This window comes from Arthrobacter sp. ov118, assembly GCF_900116495.1.
Taxonomy (GTDB): domain Bacteria; phylum Actinomycetota; class Actinomycetes; order Actinomycetales; family Micrococcaceae; genus Arthrobacter.
The window spans coordinates 895,198-918,534 of sequence record NZ_FPAY01000001.1; the positions used below are offsets into that span (position 1 = coordinate 895,198).

Sequence of the window (23,337 nt, forward strand, 5' to 3'; positions counted from 1 at the left end):
TAGTCGCGTTCAACCCCACCTTAGTCCCCTCCCGTGTGTGAGAATTGTGATCATGACGACAGAGTCCACACTCCGCTTTGGAGCACAAACGGATGAAGTGACGAGCCTGCTGAGGATCGTCAACCTGGTGCGAACAGGCGAGGCAACAACGCGCCCTGAAATCGGCAAGGTCACCGGGCTGGGCAGGGGCGTTGTCAGCCAGCGTGTGGATCAGGCCATTCAGATCGGCTTCCTCGGGGATGGAGAATTCGGCGCCTCCTCCGGGGGCCGCGCACCCCGGACCCTGCGCTTTCGCGCGGAGCAGGGACGGATCGTTATATGTGCCCTCGGAGCCGCTCATATAAGGGTTGGCGTAACTGCCCTCGACGGCGACATCCTGGAACACACGCACCGCACCTGGGATATCGCCAAGGGCCCGGAGAAGACCATTGACGCAGTGATGGCCCTCGTTGACGACGTGCTGAAAAAGGATCACCAAGTGCCCATCTGGGGTGTGGTGGTAGGCCTCCCCGGCCCGGTCGACTTCGCCACGGGACAACCCGTGGCACCTCCGATCATGCCCGGATGGAATGGCTTCGATGTCCGCACGCCCTTCGAGGACCGCTTCAACGCACCGGTGTGGGTGGATAACGACGTCAACCTGCTTGCCCTGGGTGAGCGCGCCCGCCGCCGCGAATCCCTTGCGAACCTCATCTATTGCAAGATCGGTTCGGGAATCGGCGCCGGCCTGCTGTCCCAGGGCAGGATCCACCGCGGTGCCAACGGCGCCGCCGGCGACATCGGCCACGTCCGGGTTTCCGACTCCGATGCCCAGTGCCGCTGCGGCAAGATCGGCTGTCTCGAAGCGGTGGCCAGCGGCTGGGCCCTGGTCAGGGACGCTGAACAGGCTGTCACGGAAGGCGCCAACAGCTCCCTGGCTCCGCTAGTGAAAAAGGGGACCCTGACCCTCGAGGAGATCACCCTCGCAGCCCAGGCGGGGGACGCGCTGGCCATCACGTTGATTCAAAAGTCGGCCCGGGTAGCTGGCGAGACCATTTCAGCCCTGGTGAATATGTTCAACCCTGGAATCATCGTCATCGGCGGGGCCATGGGATCGGCCGGCGAGGTGTTCCTGGCCGAAGTGCGCCAGCGGGTCTATGAACTGTCCCTGCCGCTCGCCACCCGCGACCTCACCATCACCTTGTCCGTAAATGATGAGCGCGAACCCCTGCGCGGAGGAGCTGAGCTGGCGCGCGAGCAGCTGTTCGATGTCACTTTCCCGCGCTGGTTTGCTGACGGCCGGCCCTCACCGGAACGGTCCGCTGTTCCCGCTTAGAGCCACCGTGCGGCCTGGGCACACTCGCTAGGCCACATCGCGGGAGACGCTGGGCACCGGTGCCCTGTCCAACTCCAGCCGGGCCTCCAGATGGAACGGCAGCACCAGCGGCGAACCGGGACGCGCCTGAAGGTAGGGCACCAGCAGCTGGAAGTCGACGGCGACGGCGTGCGCCCCGCGGGAAAGCTCGCGCCGGCCGGCCACCACCAGCCTGTCCTGCACGAACCACCACCCGGACTCCGCCTGCAACGCATCCGCCCGCACGCGCCGGGCCCCCAGCGCCACTGCCAACTCCCCTGGTGCCACCGGAACGCCGTCGACCTCAACTGCTAACTCGGCCACGCTGGAAAGCGGCATCGAGCGGATCCATGGCAGGCCGAGCCGGAGTTCAAAGCCTCCCGGCGTGGCCGTCAGCGCATCTGCACGCAAACCCGTTTGCAACATCGCTTCCATCCTTTATCCTAAAACTGACATAAGTTTGTCATTAAGAAGCATAAATGGGAAGGCAAGCTATGGCCCCCGTAATTCCAAACAACTGGACCCTCTGCGCCAGCTCCTTCAACTGGACTCCGGAGATCACGGCAGCCCGGCGGACGACCCCGGACATCGTGACTGGCATCGCGGATTCCGTGACGAAGACAATAGAGCTCGAACCTGGACTGCTGTGGCGGTCCTTCCCCGCTCCCCAGGACGCCGAGGTAGATGAACTGCGGGATTCGCTGGCGGCAAGAGGGGGATGCGTCAGCATCGTTGGCGCCAGCCTCGACGACTTCACGTCGCCAACCGACCGCCGCTCGTTGCAGGAGCGCCTGGACTTCCTGGTCCCCCAACTCGGCGCCGCCCGCCGGGTGGGTGCCCGCGGGATCCGGTTGCCGATCGGACAGGCGGGCCCGGAACTGCTCACGCTGCTGCAGCCGTTGCTGCATGAGTACGATCTGGTGCTGTACGAAGAAATCCAAGGGCAGCAGACTCCCAACAACCCTTCGGTGGCACCGGCCCTGGATGCGATCGCCGGGCTGGCTGATGACCACGTGCGGGTACTCGTTGACATCAGCATGCTCATGCCGGTCCTTCCCGTCACCTACCTTGATGAGCTGCGGCAGGGCGGCGTTCCTTCCGACCTTCTGGCGCGCCTGGAGAATGACTGGCGTGATCCCGCCACCGTCGATGCCGTCACCGCCCTGCTCCGCGCAGGGAAGGTTCCGCTTCGCATCCACACGCTCTTTATGAACCTGCTCATCCGCTTCGGCCGCAGCGACGCCGCCGACCTGCAGGGCATCCTCCCCCTGGTGGGCGCCTTCCACCTGAAATTCTGGGACCTGGACGACGACGGCGGGCGGGTCACGCAGCCGCTGCGGAACCTTGGCAGCCTGCTGGGCAGGACCGGCTTCACGGGCACGCTGACCAGCGAGTGGGGCGGCCACGAATGGCTGCAGGACGACCCAACGGAGATGACGCGGAGGCACCTGGCCCTGGCGGGGACAGCCCTGGCCGAGGCAGCATCGGCGGAGTCGGCACCCGCGGCCCGGGCTGCGCTCTGACCGGATACAAAAAAGCTCACCGGATACAAAAAGCTGACCGGATACAAAAAGCTCACGGCACAGCAAAGGCCGGCCCCGCGGGGCCGGCCTTTCCTGTCTGCGAATTACTTCGTGCTGAAAGCAGCGTCGAAAGCCGCTGCCGAGGGCTCATAGCTGGAAAGCCTTCGCACAAACGCCAGCGCCTCGGGGGCACCGTCCAGCCGGTCCATGCCGGCATCCTCCCACTCCACGGACAGCGGCCCGCGGTAGTCGATGGCGTTCAGCATCCGGAACGCGTCCTCCCACGGCACGTCGCCGTGGCCGGTGGAGATGAAGTCCCAGCCGCGGCGCGGATCAGCCCAGGGCAGGTGGGAGGAGAGCCGGCCGTTGCGGCCGTTGCCCAGCCGCTTCTTGGTGTCCTTGCAGTGCACGTGGTAGATCCGGTCCTTGAAGTCCCACAGGAACCCCACCGGGTCGATGTCCTGCCACACCATGTGGCTCGGGTCCCAGTTCAGCCCGAACGCCTCACGGTGCCCGATCGCCTCCAGGGCTCGCTGAGTCGTCCAGTAGTCGTAGGCGATCTCTGACGGGTGCACCTCATGGGCAAACCGGACGCCCACCTCGTCAAAGACATCGAGGATGGGGTTCCACCGGTCGGCAAAGTCCTGGTAGCCGGCGTCGACCATCTTCTCGGAGGCAGGCGGGAACATCGCCACGTACTTCCAGATGGACGATCCCGTAAAGCCGGTCACCGTTTTCACGCCCAGCTTTGCGGCGAGCCGCGCGGTGTTCTTCAGTTCCTCGGCCGCGCGACGGCGGACCCCTTCAGGATCGCCGTCGCCCCACACGACGTCCGGCAGGATGCCGCGGTGCCGTTCATCGATGGGGTCGTCACAGACAGCCTGGCCCTTGAGGTGGTTGGAGATGGTCCACACTTTGAGGCCGTGCCGTTTAAGAATGTCCAGCTTGCCCTGCACATAGGCGTCGTCGTCCCAGCGCCAGGGATCCAGGTGGTCACCCCAGCAGGCGATCTCCAGCCCGTCGTAGCCCCACTCGCCGGCGAGCCGGGCCACCTCCTCGAACGGCAGGTCGGCCCACTGGCCGGTGAACAAGGTAATTGGTCGTGCCACGTACTTCCCCTCCTCAACTGGCCGGCACGGGGACGCCGGAAGCGACGCGTGTCCAGGCGGAATCATTTTCGGAACTGCGCTCGACGGCGTCGAGCACCCGCTGCACCCTCAGCCCGTCAGCGAACGACGGATGCGGGACGGCGCCGCCCACAATGCCCTCCACGAGGTCCTTGACCTGGTGGGAGAACCCGTGCTCGTAACCGAGCATGTGGCCCGCGGGCCACCACGCCGAAACATAGGGATGTTCCGCTTCCGTGACCAGGATTTTCCTGAAGCCCTGGCGGTCCGCCGGTGCCGTACGGTCGTAGAACTGGACGCTGTTGAGGTCCTCCAAGTCGAAGGCCAGGGCGCCCTTGTCCCCGGAAACCTCGATCTGCAGCGCGTTCTTCCGGCCGGTGGCAAAGCGTGAGGCCTCGAACGACGCCAGCGCCCCGGATTCGAAGCGGCCCGTGAAGATCGCGATATCGTCCACGGTCACCTGGCCGTAGCCGGTACCGGCAGCGCCCGAGAGCCCGGTGCCGGAAGGTCCAGTGCCTGAAGTGGAGCCCTTCAAAAGAGGCCGCTCCTTCACGATGGTGTCGATGACGCCGGACACCTTCGCCAGGTTCAGGCCGGTGACGAACTGGGCCAGGTCGATGGCGTGGGCGCCGATGTCCCCCAGCGCCCCGGAACCGGCGTGTTCCTTCTGCAGGCGCCATGCCAGCGGCATCTCCGGGTCCACGAGCCAGTCCTGCCGGTAGGAGGCGCGCACGTGGTTGATCGTGCCCACGGCGCCTTCGGCGATGAGGTTGCGGAGGAACGTGACGGCCGGAACACGGCGGTAGGTGAAGCCCACCATGGCTTGGATGCCCCGGGCAGCGGCCCGTTCGGCAGCCTCGGCCATCGCTTCGGCTTCCGCCACCGTATTGGCCAGCGGTTTCTCGCACAGCACGTGCTTCCCGGCCTCAAGTGCCGCGATCGCAATTTCGGCGTGGGAGTCGCCTGGAGTGACGATGTCGACGACGTCGATATCGTCCCGGGCGATCACCTCCCGCCAGTCTGTGGCTGACTCGGCCCAGTCCCACTTGTCCGCAGCGGCAGCCACCGCCTCAGCGTTGCGGCCCACAACAACCGCCATTTCCGGCTCGGCAGGCAGGTCGAATACCCGCGGCGCCGTCCGCCAGCCCTGGGAGTGGGCAGCACCCATGAAGCCATAGCCGATCATGGCTACGCGCAAGGCTTTCATGCGAGCACCACCTTGCGCTCAACCGCCACCCGGTTGCCGACGTAGCGCATGGGCGCGATCTGCATGTAGAGCAGGCGCAGGGTGAGGATGACTTCGACGTCGATCTCCTCGCCGGCGTCGGGGACGCGGTCCAGCGGGATGATCACGTCTGGCTTGTCAGCGACGAACCACAGGGTTTCCCATTGCTCCGGTAGTTCAGCTATGGAGTAGGACTTTCCCTGCAGTTCGAAGCGGAGGGACTCTTTGGGAATCTCCACGCCGTTGACGGTCGCAACGACGTCGTCAACGGCGGACAGCCAGAGGCTGCGGTACCAGGGCAGCTGCACCGACACGGCAATGCCCTCGGGGTGCCTGCGGACGTCGGTGTCCTGGAACAGGGAATTGTGAGTTGCCATGGCTTTCCTTACTTAACAGTCTCGACCAGGGTCGCGTGGGATTCGGGTGCATTGGGATCAACAGCCTCTTCGATGGCCTGCCGCATCAGCGTGTGCTGCTTCTTGACGAGGTCGATCGGATCGGATTCGCCCAGGTCTGCGAACGCGTGACCCTCCCACTCGCTGGACAGGTAGCCTTGGTAGCCGCCCTTGACGAACTGGCGCACAATGCGGGGAATGTCCATCGCGGGTTCGTTGCCGTGTTCGTCGATGTCGTAGAACTTTGCGTGGACATGGAAGATCTGCGGCATGATGTCCAGCCACTCCTCCGGCGGAACCAGTCCATGCATGTTGAAGGCCAGCCGGGTGAACGGGCCCAGGCGGGCAGGATCGAAGTTGTTGGCACTCAGGTAGTCCTCGAACTCCTGGTTGCGCTCATGCATCGGTGACGGTTTGCGCCAGACCTCCTGCATGACGGCGAAGTGCTCCTCGGGCAGCCCCATTTGCGTCAACGTGCGGAAGAGGGTCGGGGACAGGCTGTGCATCGTGGAGCTGAAGTCTGCGGTGAAGCCGAGCCGGTCGCTTCCCAGTTCCTCGTACATCTCGCGGATCTGCAGGATCTTGGGATCGTTCGGGCCCTGCGGCGCGTGAATTTCGTAGCCGAGCTTCTGGTCGTACTTCTCGGCCAGGGGCAGCAGCCGGCGGAGCAATTCCTTGCCCGCGGAGCGGATCACCACGCGGTGGAAACCAAGCTTGTTAGCCGTGCGCAGCTGCGCGGCGAAGAAGTCGTACTCCTCGTCGGGTGTCATGTCCCGGTCCTTGCGGCGGCCCATGTCCAGGTTGGTGCCCACTGCGCTGGGGGTCAGGCCGTAGCGGTCCATGCTGTCGCGCCACAGGCGGACAAAGTCGTCGTCGACGTCGGGGTAGGTGCGCAGCATCTGGGCGATGTTGAACTCCACCCCCGGGCCGAGGCCTTCATCTGCAACAGCCTTGATCAGCGTCTCAGGGGTGTAGAGTCCGGCGGCGAACTCGGAGGTGAGCGAATAGAGGGTAATACCAAGCTCGATGCCCGAGCCTGCGATGCCTTCTGACATATCTTCTGTTTCCTTCGTTGTCAGCCGCGGACGGGCTGGGCGAGATGGCTGTTAAGGACGCGGCGGGCCTCTGTTGCGTCAGTGATCATGGCCGAACCGGCATTGGCCGCGGCAGAACGCTGGACGGCCTGCTCGCCGCGGATGATGTCGAACGGGTCCTGCCAGTTGTTCCAGTGCCAGCCTTCGTATTCGCTGGAGATAGCGCCGGAGTAGCCGTTCTCAACCAGTTGCCGGACAAGGCTCCGGACCGGCACCGAGGGCTCTTCGCCGGTCTCGTCGATGCCGAAGAACTTGCCGTGCACGTGGCGGACCCAGGGCATGATCTCCAGCCAGGTTTCCAGCGGTGCAGGACCGAAGAGCCCCGTTCCGTTGATGGCGAAGTCAATGCCAAGATCGGGCCGGCCGTTGCGGGCCGCCAGGCCGATGAAGGCACCGAAGCGCTCACCGTGGACCTTTTGCGTATTTGGCGGTCCTTCGGCGTAGAAACCGTTCCACAGGTCAACCACCTGTCCGAGCAGTTCCTCCGAAGCTCCACGCCGGCGGTAGGCCTCCAGCAGGGAGGGCGCAAAGCCGGTAACGGTGGCACCCCAGTCGGCGGTGAAGCCGAGCAAGGGGGAATTGAGTTTCTCGTAGCGGTCGCGCAGGGCCAGGACACGTTCGTGGGCGCCGTGCTGGTCAGCATGGACTTCGAGGGCCAGGGTGACGCCATACTTCTCGGCCACGGGCAGCAGGCTTTCCATGGCGTCGGGAGTCAGCGAGATCTGCACGCGGGCGATCGGGAAGCCGAGCCTGGCGGCTACTTCGATCTGCTTGCGCATGTATTCGACCAGCTCGTCGTGGTTCATGAGCCGGTCGCGGCGGATGCCGGTATCAACGTTGACTGCGAGGGAGGTGGGGACCAGGTCAACCTCGGCGACAAGATCACGGAACTGGCCAACGAAGTTGTCATCGATCCGGTCCGGGAAGCCGCGCAGGCTGGAGAATCCGATGACTTCCAGCCCCGGGCCAAAGCCTTCGTCCGCCACCTTGCGGATGAGGCCATCGAGGTCATACTGCCGGCCGTGGAAGGCCCGGGTGAAGCTGTAAAGGGTGACGCCCTGGATCGGCGTGCCGAGGCTGGTCATCGCTGTGCCACCTTCATGGTCTTGGTGTCGTGTTCTTCAATGTGCAGCACGCCGTGGTCGGTGATGATGTACGGGATGTAGAGCTTGAGGTCTACCCGGACCGCGTGCTCTGCCTGCTGGTCCGCGAGGGGAAGGTCTCCGGACAGGACGGCGGAGTCCAGGGGGAACCACCATTCGCCGGTCTCGTCCACGAGTTCGTCAAAGCTGAACGTACGGTTGTTCATGGTCCAGCGCAGTGAGTCCTGGGGGGCGCTGACACCGTCCACAGTCAATGCAGCTCCAGCGATGCAGGAACCCGGAAGGGCCCGGTACCAGGGGATGCGGACTTCGACGGCGGTACGGCCGTCCTGGGTGCTAAGTGTTCCCTGCTCGATTATGCGGTCGGCGATCATCGAGACCTCCTTGTCTGCGGCATGCCTTGCCGGTGATTGAACGAAATAGCGGCATCACGCCACTTCTTCATTATTTAGCCAGTCTATTGTCTGATTTAGACGTAAGTAAAGCGCTGGTGAGTTCTTCTGTGATTTTCCGGGCCCCGCGCACGGCGAGGGCAACGGCCGTCAGCGTCGGGTTGCATGCCGTGGCGGTGGGAATGACGCCGTTGCCGGCCACGAAGAGGCCGGGGACCTGCCACACCTGGCTGTCGGGCGAACACACGCTCTCGCCGTCGTCCGCTGCACCCATCCTGGTTGTGCCCTGGTAGTGAAGCGATGCACCGGGCGGCATAACGAACGGACGCTCGTCGAGTGGTTCGCCTACAGCCTTGCCCAGGCGGACGATTTCCTGCTTGGCGCGGTCCAGTACCTCATGGTCCCGCCCTGTGAGGCGGTAGTGGATGCGCATGGCGGGCATCCCGTAGGAGTCGCGGGTGCCGTCGTCGAATGCCACCCGGTCCTCTCGCTGCAGGTCCTTGGCGCAGAACAGGCCAAGTCCCACGATGGAGCCCGGGACAACGGGGTCATCATTGGCCAGGGGAACCGGGGACGCATCCAGCTGCATGATCTGGCCGTGGAAGGGCGCCTCGTCCGTGTAGGGAACCCAGGCAACTCCGCTCTGCTCGCTGAGAGCGCCGTGTGCGGCTGCCCGGCCCTGCGGAGCTGTGACATCGCGCAGCCTGCTCGCGAACACCACCTGTGCCTGGTCGTTGAGGTAGCGGCCCAAGGCGTCGGGCCGGATCCCGGAAGCCCACAGCAGCTGCGGCGTGCGCAGGGCATCCGCGCCCACCACAACGTAACGGGCGCTCACCTGGTGGGTTTCGCCGCTGCGGCGGTCCTGGACTTCGATGCCGGCAGCAATGCCGTCCTCCACCAGCACGCGCGTCACCAGCGACTCATCATAAAGTTCGAACTGCGGGTTTTCCCGGGTCACCTCCCCCATAACGACGTCGGAACCTGACCAGACCAGGCCGCCGTCCTCCCGCCGGTGCACAGCAAGGGGCATGGGCTGGACGCGGTAGGCCTGCTTTGGGCCTTTGTCCACCACCGCCGCGAGGCGCTCCCGGACGAGGTCAGAGAAGGGGGCGCCGTCGAAGGCGCGGGTGGTCACCCCCAGCAGTCGCTCGGCGTCGTCAAGAAGCTCTTCAATGTCCGGCAGGAACGCAATACGCTCCTGGCCGCCCGGGCGCGGACAGGCAGCGGTCCAGTGGGCGGCCATGCCGCCGACGTTGCTGGACATGGCCGCAACGGGCATCCCGTCCTCGCCGGGGAAAGCGTAGCCGTCCTGCAGCAGGTAGGTTCCGGGCCTGGCCCTGCGCTCCCCGCTTTTGACGGCGCCGGGTGAGCTCACCGTTTCGGCACCTGCGCCGGGACCTTCCGATGCCCGCTGCGCGAGGCTGCGGCGTTCGGGATCCGCAATGTTTTTGACGTGCGCCCCGGGTGGATTGCTGACCGTGGGGCCTACCTCGAACATGGCGATGGTGGCGCCAGGGGCTTCCTCACTGAGGATCCGCGCGTACGCCGATGCCGTGGGGCCGCTGCCGACGATGGCGACGTCGACGCGGGCCGGGTACAGGTTGCTGCTCACCGTCCCGCCACCAGTTCCTGGATGCGCCGGACGGATTTTGCCGAGTCGATGGTCGGGTAGTACTCGAGCCCGATGGGGCCGGCGTAGCCGCTGTTCTGCAGGTCGGTGAGCCGGGCGTGCCAGTCGATGGAACCGGAACCGGGCTCCCCGCGCCCCGGGGCATCGGCGATCTGCATGTACTTAATGAGGTCGCCGGCATTGGTGAGCTCGGCCGCCACATCCTCGCCCTCAACGGTGGAGTGGTAGAGGTCGTAGAGGACACCGAAGTTGGGCGAGTTGACGCCCTTGGCGATGTAGACGGCTTCCGAGGTCCGGTCCAGCAGGGCACCGGGGTGGTCAACCCTGACGTTGACCGGTTCGAGGACCAGGGTGATGCCGGAACCCTCGATGTGCGCTGTGCCCTTGGTAAAGATCTCGATCAGCTCGTCCAGCTGGTCCTGCCGCTTGCGGCCGCCGAAGCCCGTGCCGCTGCCCACCACCATCCGGGGGCAGCCGAGCTGCTGGGCCACTTCGACGCCCGCATCCAGTCCGGTGTAGAAAGCATCGTGGTTGCGGGGCGGGATCATGAACTGCATGCGCGGTTCCGCCAATTGGGCGGTGAGCTGGACGCCGGTTTCCTCGAGGGCTTCCTTGAGCGCCGGGATGTCCTTGCCGGTGGGACCCCACATTTCGACGGCGTCGAAGCCGGCGGCGGCAGCGGCACGGACGCGGTCGGCGGCGCTGGCGCCTGCTTCTGAGAACAAGAGGTCGATGTTGGGCGCAAGCTGGTACATGCGTGTCTCCTGGGTAGTTGAGAGTGTTGAGTTAAAACTTGGGGTGGCGGCAGGCAGGTCCGCCGGTTCTTGGATGTGCGGGACCGGCACGCGGCGTTCAAAACGCCGCGCGCTGGTCAACCGGTGCGGGTCAGCCCTTCAGGCCGCCGGAGAATCCCTGGATGAAGCGCTTCTGCGCGAACAGGAACAGGGCAAGGATGGGGATCATGGACACGATGACAATGGCGAAGATCGAGTTCCACTGCGAGACCAGGGAGCCGATGTAGTAGTACATGGCCACGGGCAGCGTCTGGTTGGCGGAGCCGCCCAGGAAGATCAGCGACGTGAAGAAGTCGTTCCACACGATGAGCCCGGCGAAGATGGTGACCGTTCCCGTGGCTGGGGCCATCATGGGGAACACCACCTTGGAGAAAATCTGGGATTTGCTGGCGCCGTCGATGGTGGCCGCTTCTTCGTAGTCCGTGCCGAGGCCGCGGAAGAAGTTTGCGTAGAGGAAGATCGACAACGGCAGGAGCATGCCCGTGTAGAGGATGATCAGGCCCCACGCCGATCCGGTGAGCCCCATGGAGCGTGCACCCATGTAGAGGGGCACAGCCCCGAGCTGGCCGGGGAGGATGATGGCGATCAGGAAGAGGTAGTACGCGCCCTTGCTCCAGCGGCGGGTGCTGCGGGTGATGACGTATCCGGTGATGGAACCGAGTGCGATGAGCCCCACGATGCTGCCCGCGGTGATGATGGCGCTGTTGACCAGGCCCATCACCACGTTGGAGTTGCCGGTGGCCGTGAGGACGTCGACAAAGTTGCTGAAGTCGGGGCTTGTTGGCGGAGCCAGGGCCGAGGTGGTGAACAACTCGGTGTCCGGCTTCAGGGCAGTTGTCACCAGGAAGTAGAACGGCGTGAGGAACAGCAGGGCGAGCGCCCACAGGCCGACTTCGCGGAGCAGGGTGAGTTTGGTGTAGCGGAACATGGCTTAGTCCTCAGGGTTCGAACGCGTCAGCCGCTGCTGGAGAACGGCGAAGATCAGGATGATGGCGGCGAGCACCAGGGCCAGGGCGGCACCGCCCCCGAAGTTCCCGAGCGCAAAGGCCTGCTTGTAAACCTGTGTGGCCAGCGTTTCCGTCGCTCCGGCCGGCCCGCCGCCGGTGAGGGCCATGATGGGATCGAAGACGCGCAGCCCCTGGACGATTCCCAGCGTGGTGGCGATGGCGACGGCGGGGCGGATGGCGGGCAGGGTAACGTTGCGGAACCGCTGCCACAGGTTGGCGCCGTCAATGGCGGCCGCCTCTTCCACTTCCACGGGGACGCCGGCCAGGCCGGCCATAAAAATCACCATGGCGAAGCCGGTGGAAGACCAGACCAGCACCACCAGGACGGTCCAGATGGCCCACTGCGGGTCTGCCAGCCACGGCTTGGCTTGGTCGCCGGCGCCTATTGCCGCAAGGAAGGCATTGAGCGGACCGTCGAAGTCGAAGATGTATTTCCAGATGTAGGCCGTGGCTAGCGGGCTGAGCACCACCGGCATGAAGAAGAGGGTCCGGAGGATGTAGCGCGTCTTGAGGACGCGGTTCAGGCCCAGCGCAATGACTAACCCGGCGATGTTGCCCAGGAGAACCGAGCCAAAGGCCAGAAAGAGGGTGTTGGAGAGGGCTCCGAGTTTCGTGGGGTCCTTGAAGATGGCCTCAAAGTTTGCCAAGCCCGTGATTTTGAAGGAGCCGATGCCCGTCCAGTTGGTAAAGGCGAAGAATCCGCCGATACCGGTTGCCACGTAGTGGATGGCAAACACCAGGGCGATCCCGGGCAGTGCCCACCACCAGTGCCCGAACTGCATGGGCCCCCGCCGGGGACGGGTGTTCTCACCCGCCCCCGGCGTTCGCTTGCCTCGCCGGGGTGCTTCAGCTGCTTCGCTTTTCGGTTGCATCGTCGCAGTCATTGGTAATCCTTGCTTGTCCCTTTGAGTCGTCGGAGCTTGGAGATGTGAAACTGTTACTGTCCCCAGGCTGCGTCCATGGCCTGCAGTACCTGGTCAGGGCTCTTCTGGCCGGTGATGATGCCCTGGACACCCGTGGCCAGCGCGTCGTAGACGGCGGAATTCGGCCACTGGATGTTGGGCAGCGGGCCGTACTTGCCGTCCTTGATCAGGGCGCCGACGTTCTTATAGGCGCCGCCGTCGAAATCGTACGTGTCGAGTCCGCTGACCGGCAGGGCGCCGTCGATTTCCGCGAAGGCCTTGGTCTGCTCAGGCTGGGCGGCCCAGTCGAGGAAGGCCTTGGCAGCGTCCTTGTTCTTGGAGGCCGCGTTGATGGAGAAGGCATAGTTTGCGCTGGCGAAGAGGTAGCTCTTGCCTGAGCCCTGTTCCGCCGGGAGCGGCCGTACGGCGAATTGGGAGCCCCCAGCGGCGGACTGCAGTTGCTTCCAGCTTGGGGCCGGGATGAAGCCGCTCACGGACGTTCCGCTGGCAAGCCCCTTGGTGATGGCGTCGAAACCGCCGCCGGCAGCACCTTTCTGGAAGCAGCCCGCGTCCTTCAAGGTATTGACTGCTTCGAGGGCTGACTTCCAACCGTCCGAGCCGGCGAAGGTGGTCTCCTTGGCGGCGCGCTTATCGTTCCATTTCGGGTCTTCCGCGTAGACGCGTGAGGCTGCCAGGGACATCGCCATCAGCCCTGTGTTGGGAGGGGCTGCTCCGGCGAGAGCGAAGAGGGATTTACCGGAGGACTCCAGAGCCTTGCACTGCTGCTGGAGGGAGGAGAAGTCGGCAGGGAAGCCACCGGCTGCAGCTGCAGCGGTCTCATTACTCACCAAGGCAGAGATCGTGATTTCCGTGGCCTGGCCGTACACTTTGCCGTCGGATCCAAAGGTGCTGGTGCTTCCTTCTGGAACCAGCTTCTTGGCGGCATCGTCCAGCGGCTCGAGGAAGCCGGCCTGGGCGAGCGGCAGGATGCTGCGGCCGGTGCCGGAACCGGGTGAGGTAACCACGACGTCTGAGGCGTTACCGGCCTGGAGCTGTGTGCGCAGGGTTTGGTCGTAGGAGTCGTTCGGCTGAGGATTGAAGGTGATTTTCACGTTCGGGTGTGACTTCATGTAATTTTCTGCCAACACCTGGAAGGGGCTCTCCATGGTGTTGGATGTCGCGAAGGACAACGAAAATTCCTGGGAACCACCCGAAGAGGAGCTGCTGCCGGTGGAGGCCGAGCAACCGGTGAGGATGAGTGCTGCGACGGTGGGGACGGCGAGGGCGCCGACCTTCAGGCCCGAATAGCGACGGTGCTGTGTCATGTCCAGCCTTTCTGACTTCATTGTCCAAAATCCGGGTGTCGTGACCCCGGTCACTCACAAGTATGCAGGAGATGTGCCGAAAAGACACATAAGTCTTTGCTATGACGGACATAAGTCCAACGGGGGTCCGCGGAAGGCCTATTCAGGTGTCTGATGACTTCGGCTAAGTTATCGATACCGCTGATAAACTCACTTGAACCGGTTCCACTCCCAAAGGATCCCTGCGCCGTGACGAAACATGTCCTGCTTTCCCGGCTCGACCTCAACCTGCTGATCTCGCTGGATGCCCTTATTACCGAGCGAAGCGTTACTAGGGCGGCTGAGCGGCTCCACCTAAGCCAGCCGGCGCTGAGCGCCTCGCTCGCCCGGCTCCGATCCCACTTTGGGGACCCGATTCTGGCCCGCCGCGGTAATGCTTACGAGCTCACCCCCTTCGCCCTCCGGCTCGCGGAGCACACCACCACCGCGTTGGAGGCGGCGCGCCGCGTCTTCGAAAGCCAGGCCAGCTGGGAGCCCACCGAATCCGAGCGCGAGTTCTCCATCTACGGCTCGGATTACGGCTTCACCACCATTGGCCGGGTTGCTTCCGAGCTTGCAGCCGAGCGCGCCCCGGGGGTCCGGTTCCGGTTTATGCTTCACAATCCGATGGTGGTGGAGGATGCAGCCAACCGCCTTCGATCGGTGGACGGCATGGTGATTCCCCATGGATTCCTCACCGGGCTCCCCTACCTGGACCTGTGGAGGGACGGGTGGGTGGCCGTGGTCTCCACGTCCAATGAAGCCGTCGGCGAGCAAATCACCATGGAGAACATCGCTGAACTTCCCTGGGTGATGACGTATCAGACCCGCTCAGCCTCAACGTCGGCAGAACGGCAGATCCAGCAACTGGGCATTGAGCCACGCGTGGACGTGGTTGTGGAAAGTTTCCAGTCCCTGCCGCACTTTGTGGTGGGAACCAACCGGATCGCGCTCATCCAGGCGGCGCTGGCGCCGTTCGCCCTGCGCGTGGGCGGGGTTCGGATCCTGCCGCTGCCCTTCGATGCCACGCCGCTGGTTAATGCGTTGTGGTGGCACCCCGTGCACAACCGCGACTCCGAGCATGAGTGGATGCGGGGCCTCTTCAAAGAGGCTGCTGACATCGTGGCAGCCGCCGCAACCAAGGAAGCCCCTTAAACGCCTCGATGCCCGCCCCTTTACGGACGGGCATCGAGTTCTATGGGACTTCGGTTTTGCGGGTCAGGCTGGTGCCAGCGCCGTCCGCATGCTCTTGCGGATGAGGTCGTGCTGCTTACGCACCAACAGCAGCGGATCCACCTCACCGAGCTCGGCGAAGGCATGGCCTTCCCACTCGCTGGACCAGTAGCCGCGGTAGCCGCCTTCGACGAAGACGCGGACGAGTTCTGGATAATCGATCGCCGGCTCGTTGCCCTGGTCGTCGATATCGTAGAACTTCGCATGGACGTGCATGATTTGCGGCATGATGTCAGCCCACTCCTTCGGGCTGACATGGCCGTGCATATTAAAGGCCAGGTGCGCGAAGGACCCAAGCCGGGCAGGATCGAAGTCGCGTCCCCGCAGGTACGCAATGAACTCCTCCTGCCGCACCCGCATCGGGGCCTCAGTAGCCCAGATAGCCTGCAGCCTTTCGACAGCTTTATCGTCCAGCCCGGCACGGCGAACCGCGCGCAGGAGCGTGGGAGACATGCTGTGCATGGTTGAGGAGAAGTCAGCCACGAAGCCCAACAGCGGTGAGTCAAGCTCGGCGTAGACGTCGCGGACCTTCATGATCTCGGGCGAGTTGGGCCCCAGCGGCGCATGGATCTCGTAGGCAAGTTTGAGTTCGAGGTCCTCGGCGAGCGGCAGCAGCCGGCGAAGCAGCTCCGGCTTCGCGCTCTGGATGCGGACCAGCGGGAAACCGAGCTTCTTGGCGCCGTGGAAGAGTGTCTGCGTGAACTCATACTCCTCATCCGGGGTCATGTCGCGGTCACGGCGGCGTCCCATGTCCAAGTTGGCGCCGAAGGAGCTGGCGGTGAAGCCGTGCTTGTCGAAGGCCTCCTGCCACGAGCGCACGAAGTCGTCAGTCACGTTGGGATAGGTCGGCAGGACCTGCGATGCCACAATCTCGATCCCGGGGCCGATGCCGAGCTCGGCCACGCGGTTCAGCAGGCCGTCGAAGTCGTACCAGCCGGCCCGGAATTCGGCACTTGCCGAGTACAGGGTGAGTCCCAGCGAGAACGGATCGTCCCCCGCCTTCGGCGGGGGCGGCGTGACCGCCGTCGTCAGTTCCGGTGCCGCCGAGGCCCTGTCCGTGACGGTCAGCTCCAGTGCCTGGTCCACGAAGTTGGGGACGTACATGCCGGGGCCGCCGTCCTGGCCGGGGGCAATCTGCATGTACGGCAGGCGCAGCTCACCGATGAGCCGGATGGTGTGCTGCTCGCCCAAGGCAACTGGGCTCTCCGTTTTGGCGATGAGCAAGGGATGTTCCTGGAGGCACCAGAGCGTTTCGCTTTGAGCGGGCAGGTCCGGGAGCGCATAGCGGACACCGCCCAGTTCCAGGGACAAGTTCTCGGCGGGGATGTCCTGGCCGTCGACGGTGAGCCGCAGGCTGGAGACCGAGGAGAGCCACAGGCTCCGGTACCACGGCAGGGTCAGGGCCAGGGCGAGGCCGTCGGGGTGGGTGCGGAGGCTTGCATCGTCAAGAAGTCCGTTTGGCATGGTTGTTCTCTTTACTGGGAAGTGGGATGGGTCAGGTCAGTTCGCCGGTGATGCGGCGGATCAGGGCGTGTTGGCGCCGCACTTGCTCAATGGCGCGCCATGGCGTGCGTTCGCCTTCGTATTCGCTGGAGAGATAGCCGGTGTAGCCGGAGTTCTTGAGGGCCTTGAGGACGGGCAGCCAGGGAATCTGCTGGTCTTCCAGCTGCTCGTTGATGTCGTGGAACTTCGCCTGGACGAACACCACGTACTGGGCGATTTCGGCGAAGTCGGCCGGGTCGACGCCGATGCCGTCAAGGAAGGCGGGCCGGGTCTCGCGGGTCTCACCTTCGCGCAGCGGGATGGGCCGGTCCTGGAAGATTCCGGTGTCGATGAGCAGGCCGAAGTTCTTGGTTCCGGTCCGTTCGATGAGTCCGATGTAGTCCTCGACGACGGGGTGCTTGATGGGCGTCGGCGAATGGATTTCGGGGCAGATGATGATCCCCAGCTCGTGCGCCAGGTCAAGGGAGCGTTCCACGGACTCGGTCCAGATGGGGTCCGGGACCAGGTCGCTGGACACGACGCCGATCTTGGGGCGCACGAAGCCGAAACCCAGTTGGTTGGCAAGCCGCAGGTCCCGCTGCAGGGCCGCCGCACCCTCCGCGACGGTCATGGTGCGGCCCGGGTGAAGCCGGGTGTCGATCCAGGAACCGTAGTTCGTCGGCTCCAGCGAATACTTCTCCAGCAGGCCGAACCAGTTATCGATCCAGGCCGGGGACGGTTCCGGATAGTTGGGGACGTGGCCCTCGCCGAGGATCTCGACGCCGGTGGCGCCCACGTCAGCGACGGCGGCCAGCGCCGTCTCAAGGCCCAACACCGTGCCGTAATCGCCCATGAAGCTGTAGAGGGAAACGCCGTAGCGGAAGGTACCTTCGCCGCCTTCCGGCGCGAGCGTGACTTTGCGGCTGGTCCGGTGAGTGGTGGGCTGGTGCTCGACCGGTATGTAGGACATGCGCAGCCGCAGCTCGATGGAGAGCTCGTGGACGCCCTGCGGGAGGCCGCCCTTGAGGGGAACGGTGACCACTGCCGCTTCCTCAAGGGGCCAGCGCACGCCATCACTTTCCCAGAGCTGCTGCAGGGTGTAGGTCCGCCCGCCGAACGTCCACAGCGGAACGTCAGGTCCGACGTCGACCATGTCGCCAACGCGAACGGCGATGCCATCGATGAGGGACGCGGCCATGCCCCGGTAGGAAGGCATCCGGACCCGGAACTGAAAGCCGGTTACACGTCCGCCATCCGTTACGTTGCGGAAGCCGACGGACTGGATGAGGTCTCTTTCGAGAAGCATCATTGCTCACTCTCTCTAGGTGCGGATTCCAGAGTAGCAACCATTTAGGCGGTTTTGTACATAAGTTGGTAGATAACCTGCAGAACAAACCGGGCGGCAGCCGGCGGGCCCCCAGGCTCTTTCCGGGAGGGGCCCGGCGGCAGTGGGCCGCCGTCCGGCGACCTAGTCCGACGACCGGTGAAGGACAAAGATGCCGCCGTACGCGGGCTGGTCCGGCCTCTGCCGATCACTGTCCATGTATTCGCTCAGCACAGCGTAGACGCGTGTGATGAGGTCCTTGGCGTCCGCCTCGGAGAGGTGAAGTACGAAGCGCGAGAGGCTGGCCAGCGCATCCGGGCCTGCTTCCGCCAGCTCTTCCCGGAACGCCTCGAGCGGGGCCAGCGGACCGGCCGGACCGGCTTCACGCAGAGCGGTGTCCAGGTTCCAGGACCGGCCGGTAGAACGGTACGGCTTCTCCAGCGCGCCACGCGCTCCCGTGCGGACGTCGGCGGCTTCGAGGAATCCGGTCGCGAGCAATTGCCGCACGTGATAGAGCATGGTCCCCGGGTCCTGGCCCAGCCGATCGGCGAGCTGCTTGTTCGTCAGTTCGTGGAGTCCGCACAGGCGCAGGATCCTCAAGCGCAGCGGATGGGCCAGCGCCCTGATTTCGCGGGCGTTTGCGGCGGGCTTCCTGTCGTCCGGGGCCGACTCTTCTGCGTCCGTCATGCGACCATCCTACGAACTGATGTACTGGATTCGACCCCCTTGAATTTTCTCAATCAATAGGTAACTGTTCTCCTATGACTGGTCACGCTACACAGGTGGAAGAACAGGCACGTGTGCCGCTCGGTTCCTCCTACTGGAAGCTGTGGACCTCATCCGGGCTGTCCAACCTCGCGGACGGCGTCTTCAAAATCGCGCTGCCGCTGCTGGCCATCCAGTTCACGCAGTCCCCCACCCTGGTGGCTGGGCTGACCGTCACAGCAACGCTGCCCTGGCTTCTCCTCGCCCTGACCGCCGGAGCGTTGGCCGACCGGCTGGACCGGCGCAAGCTCATGTTGTGGGCCAACCTCGGCCGGGCGCTCCTGCCCGCCGTGCTGGTCGGACTCATCCTGATGGACTTCGGCTCCATTTGGGCTCTCTACGTTGTCGCATTGATGGTCGGTGTGGCTGAAACGCTCTACGACACTTCGGCGCAGTCGATCATGCCCCAGGTAGTGCACCGGGACCAACTGTCGCGCGCCAACGGCCGGCTCTACGCCGTCGAACTCACCAGCAACCAGTTCGTGGGCCCCCCGCTGGGCGGGCTGCTGGTGGCCCTCGGCGTCGTTGCGGGCTTTGGCGTGCCGGCGGCACTGTGGCTCGCCGCCGTCGGTGTCCTGCTCCTGGTCCCGGGGACTTTCCGCGCAGAGCGGGAGCAGAAGTCGACACTGCGGTCCGACATTGGTGAGGGTTTGCGGTTCCTCTGGAACCAGAAGATCCTCCGCACGCTCGCGGTGATGACCGGAGTTTTCAACTTCGCATCCAGTGCGGCATTCGCGGTCCTGGTGCTGTTTGCCGTGGGCCCGGCCTCAGAAATGAAACTGTCCGAGGTGGGGTTCGGCCTGCTCCTGACGGCATCCGCTCTCGGCTCCTTGGTTGGCTCGTTCATCTCCGAACGGGTAGAGGCCAGGCTGGGCCGGTCGAACTCGCTGACGCTCACGGTCTTCGGGTGTGCGCTATTCATAGGTGCGCCCGCCCTGACCAGCAACCCCTATGTTCTTGGCCCGATCCTCTTTATGGGCGGCATTCTGATCGTGCTCTGGAACGTCATCACCGTGTCCTTGCGCCAACGCATTACGCCCAACGGATTGCTGGGCAGACTCAACAGCGCCTACCGCCTGCTGGCTTGGGGCACCATGCCGCTCGGGGCAGCAGCGGGCGGCCTGCTGGCCCAATGGCTGGGCCTGCAGGCCATGTTCGGCATCATGGGGATGCTGACCCTGGCGCTACTCGGGATGATGCCCATCCTCACGGACAAGGCAATCGCCGAGGCCGACGCCGCATTTTAGGTTCCGCGTTCCTTTTCATCAAGAGGACGAAACCAGGTACTTCAATTCGCAACACGGGCGGTCCCTTCCGCTTTGCCGGCACTGACCTGCGGCACTCGGTGGTACGCCGGCCGTTCGCGTCAGGTGGCTCCGCGTTGCCGGGCCAGCTCGACTGCTGTCGCGATGCTGCCGTTGTAGGGCATGCCGTGTCCCGGCAGGGCGATTTCGGCGCCCGTGACGGCGAGCATGCCGAGGGACTCCAGGGCAGTGTGGGTGTTGGCCGTCGCCGCGGCTGACACAATCTGGGGGCCGCGGGCTCCCGTGTAGGGGTCCAGGGTAACTAGGGCGTCTCCCGTGATCACCGTGCCGCGGTCGCCGAAGTGCAGGGCACAGTGTCCATCTGTGTGGCCGGGGGTGTGCAGCGGCTCGGGGTGCCCGGGGAAGGCCCGGGCGGATTCGGTGTCGAGCGTGCGCAGATCGCTAACGCCGGTGACGTTCAGCGCCCCGGCCAGACTCATTCGGGTCAGGATCGGGATGCAGCGCGGGTACCTGACCGGGTAGAGCAGGCGGTTTTTTTCGTGCTTGTACCTGTAGGGATGGGCGGCAATGTAGGCATCCCCGGGGTGGATGAACACCGGCACGTCCAGGTCGTGCTGCAGCCTGGCGGCGAACCCGAGATGGTCGAAGTGCCCGTGGGTCAGGACCAGGGCGGAGATATCGCGGGGCGAGCGGCCGAGTTCCCGCAGTGCCGCCACCACCAGTTTCCACATGGCCGGAAGACCCGCATCCACCAACAGGACGTTCGCCCCATCCTGGACGATGTAGCAGTTGACTGCGGCATGTTCGATGAGGTGGATCTGGTCGGCGACATTGGGACGGAACATGCAAATCTCCTCCTAGGAATCATTCGGCCGTGTTTGCCTAACTGCACCTTGTCCCTAATCGCTACCCGTGGCAACGGGGGCAACGACTCTCCCCTAAGTTTTCGCGAAACATCGCCCAAGGATGTCAGCGGCCACCCTTCCCGGACCTTTTGCCATGAGGCAAATATCCTGCTACGCGGAAGTTTTTTATGAGTCGACACGGGCTCTCACGTTGAGTTATCTGCGCTGCTACTTTGGGTAGCAGCGCCTGCTGCACCGGCCGCCGAAGGCCGGCCTGAGCTAAGGAGAATGGATCCCGTGACACAGGTACCCAGCCACGATGAACTCCCTTTGCCCGATTACGACCATCTTCCCGCCGCGACGTTGCCTTCGCGGATTTCAGGGCTGAATGAAGCTGACCTGGAGCAGGTGCTGGCCTACGAGCGTGCCCACGCAAATCGGCTTCCCATCGTCCAGATTCTTGAGCAGCGGCTGACGGCCCTGCAGAACGGGGCCGAGCCGAGCGGGACCGCCCTCCCCAGCACGCCGGAAGTGACCCAGTCGCAGCAGGCGCCAACGGTAACACCAGCGACGTCGGGGCCGCCTATAAATCCGCCATCCCAGGGCGATCCCACCAACCCGGCGCAACCGCGGTAAGGACTCAACCGGACAGCATATATAGCTGTTGTAGATACTGCACTCTAAGTGCACTATGATGCACTTATGGATGTGGCTACAACGAGCTTGGCGCTGGCAATCGGCGCCCGGGTTAAGCAGGAGCGGCAGTCGCGGGGCTGGACGCTTGATCAGCTGGCGGAGGCTGCAGGGGTAAGCCGCAGGATGATCGTCAACGTGGAGCAGGGTGCCGCGAATCCCAGTGTGGGAACCCTGCTGAGGATCAGCGACGCGCTCGGTGTGGGGCTTCCGGCGTTGGTCGAGCCACCTCGGCAGAAGCCGGTGAAGGTCACCCGCAGTGGTGAGGGGGCTGCGTTGTGGAGCGGTGAATCCGGGGGGCGCGGCGTGTTGGTGGCCGGCACCGAGCCGCCGGACGTGGTTGAACTGTGGGACTGGACGCTGGGTCCCGGTGACCGTCACGCGAGCGAGGCCCACACATCGGGCACCAAAGAACTCCTGCAGGTCCAGCAGGGCACGGTCATGGTGGAGGCCGCAGGCCGATCGTTCACCCTCCAAGCAGGGGACGCGTTGACGTTCCCGGGCGACGTGGCACACTCCTACTCCAATCCGGGCACGGAGCCGGCGAGGTTCTCCCTGGCCGTCTTCGAACCGGGCGTAGGGACAGGACACCGGCCGGAGGCCTCCGGTGCCTGAGTCGGGCATGCTTCACGAATTTCTCGACGGCGGCCGGGTTGACGCCGCCGTGTTCGCGCTCCGGCCCGACTACCGGGCCTTGCTACTGGCCGTGGACGGACTCGTCCCGGGCCCAAGCGAGCAGACCAGTGAGGAGCTGCTCCGTGCGGCGGAGACCGCAGCCGAGGATCTGATCGACCGGCTGACCGGGCTCGGTCCCGACGTCCGGGTCGCCCGCCGCCTTATAGCCGCCACCACAATCATCGATGAAGGACATTGACATGCTCATCCACACCCGGCTACGCGCGTTCGGTGACCGGCAGACCCGAAAGGGCCAGCCGTGAGCAAACGTGTCCTGAACAATGTTCCCGTGCCGCCGTGGGGGCTGGCCGTGGCAGCCATGCTATCCGTCCAGCTGAGCTCGGCCCTGTCAGTAGATCTGATTGCAACGGTGGGTCCGGCCGGAACCGCCTGGCTCAGACTCAGTATGGGGGCACTTATCTTCCTGGCCATCGCGCGGCCCCCATTGCGCACGCTACGCCGCCACGACGTCCCCGTGCTCCTGGGGTTGGGCGTTGCCACCGGACTGATGACCATCGCTTTCCTCGCCTCCATCGAACGTATCCCTCTCGGCACAGCCGTCGCGATCGAGTTCCTCGGTCCGCTGACCGTCGCCGCGGTACGCAGCCACAGCGGGCGGGCGCTCATCTGGCCAGCACTGGCGCTGCTCGGAATCGTCCTGCTGACCGAACCCTGGGCTGGAGAGATCAACCTCGCCGGTATCGGCTTCGCAGGGCTCGCGGCCATCGGGTGGGCCGCCTACATCGTGCTCACCCAACGGATCGGTGACCACTTCACGGGCATCGGCGCACTTTCACTCACCGTTCCCGTCGCCGCTGCCACGGCAGCGGTCGTCGGCATCCCGCAGTCCGCCGGACACCTCAACCTCGGTATCCTCGCCGCCGCCTTCGGACTGGCCGTCCTGATGCCGGTGCTGCCGTTCGCGCTCGAGATGCTCGCCTTGCGCCGGATGACGCCTACCGCATTCGGTACCCTAATGGCCCTCGAACCGGCCATGGGCGTTCTCCTCGGGCTGCTCGTGCTGCACCAGCAACCCTCAATCACCCAATTCGGCGGCATCACGCTCGTCGTCCTCGCCGGCGCCGCCGCGCAACGCGGTGGCCGACGGCAACCGCGCTCCCACCAACACACCAGCACCGACCCCGACCTCATCGGCCAGGGGCTGAAGTAGGCGAGAGTCCTTCAGC

24 protein-coding genes are annotated in these 23,337 nt (G+C 64.7%); 8 read left to right on the forward strand and 16 right to left on the reverse strand.

The window, feature by feature from the left end; genetic code table 11:
- Nucleotides 1-52 precede the first annotated feature (52 nt).
- Entirely contained in the window at nt 53-1,315 is a 1,263-nt protein-coding gene (locus BM372_RS04170) for an ROK family protein (protein ID WP_090952230.1), read from the forward strand.
- Between the two features lie 27 nt (nt 1,316-1,342).
- Here BM372_RS04170 and BM372_RS04175 read toward each other — a convergent pair whose 3' ends face one another.
- Nucleotides 1,343-1,759 carry a C-glycoside deglycosidase beta subunit domain-containing protein gene (locus tag BM372_RS04175; RefSeq protein ID WP_090952960.1) on the reverse strand — a complete coding sequence of 139 codons (417 nt, stop codon included), beginning with the start codon at nt 1,757-1,759 and terminating at the stop codon, nt 1,343-1,345.
- 53 nt (nt 1,760-1,812) lie between these two features.
- Here BM372_RS04175 and BM372_RS04180 point away from each other — a divergent pair, with 53 nt between their 5' ends.
- On the forward strand, nt 1,813-2,856 hold the full coding sequence (locus tag BM372_RS04180; protein ID WP_256214020.1) for an apurinic/apyrimidinic endonuclease family protein: 1,044 nt from the start codon (nt 1,813-1,815) through the stop codon (nt 2,854-2,856).
- Between the two features lie 104 nt (nt 2,857-2,960).
- Here BM372_RS04180 and BM372_RS04185 read toward each other — a convergent pair whose 3' ends face one another.
- The 11 genes from BM372_RS04185 to BM372_RS04235 form a co-directional block, all read right to left on the reverse strand.
- The gene (locus BM372_RS04185; protein ID WP_090952236.1) at nt 2,961-3,965 is read right to left on the reverse strand and encodes a sugar phosphate isomerase/epimerase family protein; all 1,005 of its coding nucleotides are present in this window, start codon (nt 3,963-3,965) and stop codon (nt 2,961-2,963) included.
- Nucleotides 3,966-3,978: 13 nt separating this feature from the next.
- The gene (locus BM372_RS04190) at nt 3,979-5,190 is read right to left on the reverse strand and encodes a Gfo/Idh/MocA family protein (protein WP_177235869.1); all 1,212 of its coding nucleotides are present in this window, start codon (nt 5,188-5,190) and stop codon (nt 3,979-3,981) included.
- A complete protein-coding gene (locus tag BM372_RS04195; RefSeq protein WP_090952243.1) occupies nt 5,187-5,585 on the reverse strand; it encodes a C-glycoside deglycosidase beta subunit domain-containing protein in 399 nt (132 codons plus the stop codon). The genes BM372_RS04190 and BM372_RS04195 overlap by 4 nt, the downstream gene beginning before the upstream one ends.
- Nucleotides 5,586-5,593: 8 nt before the next feature.
- Nucleotides 5,594-6,658, reverse strand: coding sequence for a sugar phosphate isomerase/epimerase family protein (locus tag BM372_RS04200; RefSeq protein WP_090952246.1), 1,065 nt, complete (start codon nt 6,656-6,658; stop codon nt 5,594-5,596).
- A gap of 20 nt (nt 6,659-6,678) precedes the next feature.
- Nucleotides 6,679-7,782, reverse strand: a complete 1,104-nt coding sequence (locus tag BM372_RS04205) for a sugar phosphate isomerase/epimerase family protein (protein WP_090952249.1) — start codon at nt 7,780-7,782, stop codon at nt 6,679-6,681.
- Nucleotides 7,779-8,174, reverse strand: a complete 396-nt coding sequence (locus BM372_RS04210) for a C-glycoside deglycosidase beta subunit domain-containing protein (RefSeq protein ID WP_090952252.1) — start codon at nt 8,172-8,174, stop codon at nt 7,779-7,781. The genes BM372_RS04205 and BM372_RS04210 overlap by 4 nt, the downstream gene beginning before the upstream one ends.
- Nucleotides 8,175-8,244: 70 nt before the next feature.
- Nucleotides 8,245-9,804 carry a GMC oxidoreductase gene (locus BM372_RS04215; protein ID WP_090952255.1) on the reverse strand — a complete coding sequence of 520 codons (1,560 nt, stop codon included), beginning with the start codon at nt 9,802-9,804 and terminating at the stop codon, nt 8,245-8,247.
- The gene (locus tag BM372_RS04220) at nt 9,801-10,577 is read right to left on the reverse strand and encodes a TIM barrel protein (RefSeq protein WP_090952257.1); all 777 of its coding nucleotides are present in this window, start codon (nt 10,575-10,577) and stop codon (nt 9,801-9,803) included. The genes BM372_RS04215 and BM372_RS04220 overlap by 4 nt, the downstream gene beginning before the upstream one ends.
- 130 nt (nt 10,578-10,707) lie before the next feature.
- Entirely contained in the window at nt 10,708-11,544 is an 837-nt protein-coding gene (locus BM372_RS04225) for a carbohydrate ABC transporter permease (RefSeq protein ID WP_090952260.1), read from the reverse strand.
- A gap of 3 nt (nt 11,545-11,547) precedes the next feature.
- Entirely contained in the window at nt 11,548-12,507 is a 960-nt protein-coding gene (locus tag BM372_RS04230; RefSeq protein WP_090952263.1) for a carbohydrate ABC transporter permease, read from the reverse strand.
- Between the two features lie 53 nt (nt 12,508-12,560).
- Complete coding sequence (locus BM372_RS04235) at nt 12,561-13,850, reverse strand: ABC transporter substrate-binding protein (RefSeq protein ID WP_090952962.1); 1,290 nt, start codon at nt 13,848-13,850, stop codon at nt 12,561-12,563.
- Nucleotides 13,851-14,078: 228 nt separating this feature from the next.
- Here BM372_RS04235 and BM372_RS04240 point away from each other — a divergent pair, with 228 nt between their 5' ends.
- Nucleotides 14,079-15,023 (forward strand): LysR family transcriptional regulator, encoded by a 945-nt coding sequence (locus BM372_RS04240; protein WP_090952266.1) that lies wholly within the window; start codon nt 14,079-14,081, stop codon nt 15,021-15,023.
- A gap of 63 nt (nt 15,024-15,086) precedes the next feature.
- Here BM372_RS04240 and BM372_RS04245 read toward each other — a convergent pair whose 3' ends face one another.
- From BM372_RS04245 to BM372_RS04255, 3 genes are all read right to left on the reverse strand, one after another.
- Nucleotides 15,087-16,565 (reverse strand): C-glycoside deglycosidase beta subunit domain-containing protein, encoded by a 1,479-nt coding sequence (locus BM372_RS04245; protein WP_090952268.1) that lies wholly within the window; start codon nt 16,563-16,565, stop codon nt 15,087-15,089.
- Between the two features lie 31 nt (nt 16,566-16,596).
- Entirely contained in the window at nt 16,597-17,889 is a 1,293-nt protein-coding gene (locus tag BM372_RS04250) for a C-glycoside deglycosidase beta subunit domain-containing protein (RefSeq protein WP_090952964.1), read from the reverse strand.
- Nucleotides 17,890-18,051: 162 nt separating this feature from the next.
- On the reverse strand, nt 18,052-18,594 hold the full coding sequence (locus BM372_RS04255; protein WP_090952270.1) for an ArsR/SmtB family transcription factor: 543 nt from the start codon (nt 18,592-18,594) through the stop codon (nt 18,052-18,054).
- A 95-nt stretch (nt 18,595-18,689) separates the two neighbouring features.
- Here BM372_RS04255 and BM372_RS04260 point away from each other — a divergent pair, with 95 nt between their 5' ends.
- Nucleotides 18,690-19,919 carry an MFS transporter gene (locus BM372_RS04260; RefSeq protein WP_256214022.1) on the forward strand — a complete coding sequence of 410 codons (1,230 nt, stop codon included), beginning with the start codon at nt 18,690-18,692 and terminating at the stop codon, nt 19,917-19,919.
- Between the two features lie 119 nt (nt 19,920-20,038).
- On the opposite strand, the gene BM372_RS04265 is transcribed toward BM372_RS04260, so the two are convergent.
- Nucleotides 20,039-20,782 carry an MBL fold metallo-hydrolase gene (locus tag BM372_RS04265; protein ID WP_090952276.1) on the reverse strand — a complete coding sequence of 248 codons (744 nt, stop codon included), beginning with the start codon at nt 20,780-20,782 and terminating at the stop codon, nt 20,039-20,041.
- Nucleotides 20,783-21,070: 288 nt separating this feature from the next.
- On the opposite strand from BM372_RS04265, the gene BM372_RS04270 reads away from it, so the two are divergent.
- From BM372_RS04270 to BM372_RS04285, 4 genes are all read left to right on the forward strand, one after another.
- The gene (locus BM372_RS04270) at nt 21,071-21,418 is read left to right on the forward strand and encodes a DUF8129 domain-containing protein (RefSeq protein ID WP_256214023.1); all 348 of its coding nucleotides are present in this window, start codon (nt 21,071-21,073) and stop codon (nt 21,416-21,418) included.
- Nucleotides 21,419-21,484: 66 nt separating this feature from the next.
- On the forward strand, nt 21,485-22,090 hold the full coding sequence (locus tag BM372_RS04275) for a helix-turn-helix domain-containing protein (protein ID WP_090952279.1): 606 nt from the start codon (nt 21,485-21,487) through the stop codon (nt 22,088-22,090).
- A 7-nt stretch (nt 22,091-22,097) separates the two neighbouring features.
- Nucleotides 22,098-22,349, forward strand: a complete 252-nt coding sequence (locus tag BM372_RS04280; RefSeq protein ID WP_143111424.1) for a hypothetical protein — start codon at nt 22,098-22,100, stop codon at nt 22,347-22,349.
- Between the two features lie 120 nt (nt 22,350-22,469).
- On the forward strand, nt 22,470-23,321 hold the full coding sequence (locus BM372_RS04285) for an EamA family transporter (RefSeq protein WP_090952968.1): 852 nt from the start codon (nt 22,470-22,472) through the stop codon (nt 23,319-23,321).
- Nucleotides 23,322-23,337: the final 16 nt, after the last annotated feature.

Coding starts and splice junctions, on each gene's coding strand:
- BM372_RS04280 (WP_143111424.1), top strand. CDS start 22,098: ATGCTTCACGAATTTCTCGACGGCGGCCGGGTTGACGCCGCCGTGTTC.
- BM372_RS04270 (WP_256214023.1), top strand. CDS start 21,071: ATGGATCCCGTGACACAGGTACCCAGCCACGATGAACTCCCTTTGCCC.
- BM372_RS04180 (WP_256214020.1), top strand. CDS start 1,813: ATGGGAAGGCAAGCTATGGCCCCCGTAATTCCAAACAACTGGACCCTC.
- BM372_RS04245 (WP_090952268.1), bottom strand. CDS start 16,565: ATGCCAAACGGACTTCTTGACGATGCAAGCCTCCGCACCCACCCCGAC.
- BM372_RS04265 (WP_090952276.1), bottom strand. CDS start 20,782: ATGTTCCGTCCCAATGTCGCCGACCAGATCCACCTCATCGAACATGCC.
- BM372_RS04225 (WP_090952260.1), bottom strand. CDS start 11,544: ATGTTCCGCTACACCAAACTCACCCTGCTCCGCGAAGTCGGCCTGTGG.
- BM372_RS04210 (WP_090952252.1), bottom strand. CDS start 8,174: ATGATCGCCGACCGCATAATCGAGCAGGGAACACTTAGCACCCAGGAC.
- BM372_RS04275 (WP_090952279.1), top strand. CDS start 21,485: ATGGATGTGGCTACAACGAGCTTGGCGCTGGCAATCGGCGCCCGGGTT.
- BM372_RS04170 (WP_090952230.1), top strand. CDS start 53: ATGACGACAGAGTCCACACTCCGCTTTGGAGCACAAACGGATGAAGTG.
- BM372_RS04190 (WP_177235869.1), bottom strand. CDS start 5,190: ATGAAAGCCTTGCGCGTAGCCATGATCGGCTATGGCTTCATGGGTGCT.
- BM372_RS04220 (WP_090952257.1), bottom strand. CDS start 10,577: ATGTACCAGCTTGCGCCCAACATCGACCTCTTGTTCTCAGAAGCAGGC.
- BM372_RS04230 (WP_090952263.1), bottom strand. CDS start 12,507: ATGACTGCGACGATGCAACCGAAAAGCGAAGCAGCTGAAGCACCCCGG.
- BM372_RS04205 (WP_090952249.1), bottom strand. CDS start 7,782: ATGACCAGCCTCGGCACGCCGATCCAGGGCGTCACCCTTTACAGCTTC.
- BM372_RS04285 (WP_090952968.1), top strand. CDS start 22,470: ATGCTATCCGTCCAGCTGAGCTCGGCCCTGTCAGTAGATCTGATTGCA.
- BM372_RS04255 (WP_090952270.1), bottom strand. CDS start 18,594: ATGACGGACGCAGAAGAGTCGGCCCCGGACGACAGGAAGCCCGCCGCA.
- BM372_RS04235 (WP_090952962.1), bottom strand. CDS start 13,850: ATGACACAGCACCGTCGCTATTCGGGCCTGAAGGTCGGCGCCCTCGCC.
- BM372_RS04250 (WP_090952964.1), bottom strand. CDS start 17,889: ATGCTTCTCGAAAGAGACCTCATCCAGTCCGTCGGCTTCCGCAACGTA.
- BM372_RS04195 (WP_090952243.1), bottom strand. CDS start 5,585: ATGGCAACTCACAATTCCCTGTTCCAGGACACCGACGTCCGCAGGCAC.
- BM372_RS04200 (WP_090952246.1), bottom strand. CDS start 6,658: ATGTCAGAAGGCATCGCAGGCTCGGGCATCGAGCTTGGTATTACCCTC.
- BM372_RS04175 (WP_090952960.1), bottom strand. CDS start 1,759: ATGTTGCAAACGGGTTTGCGTGCAGATGCGCTGACGGCCACGCCGGGA.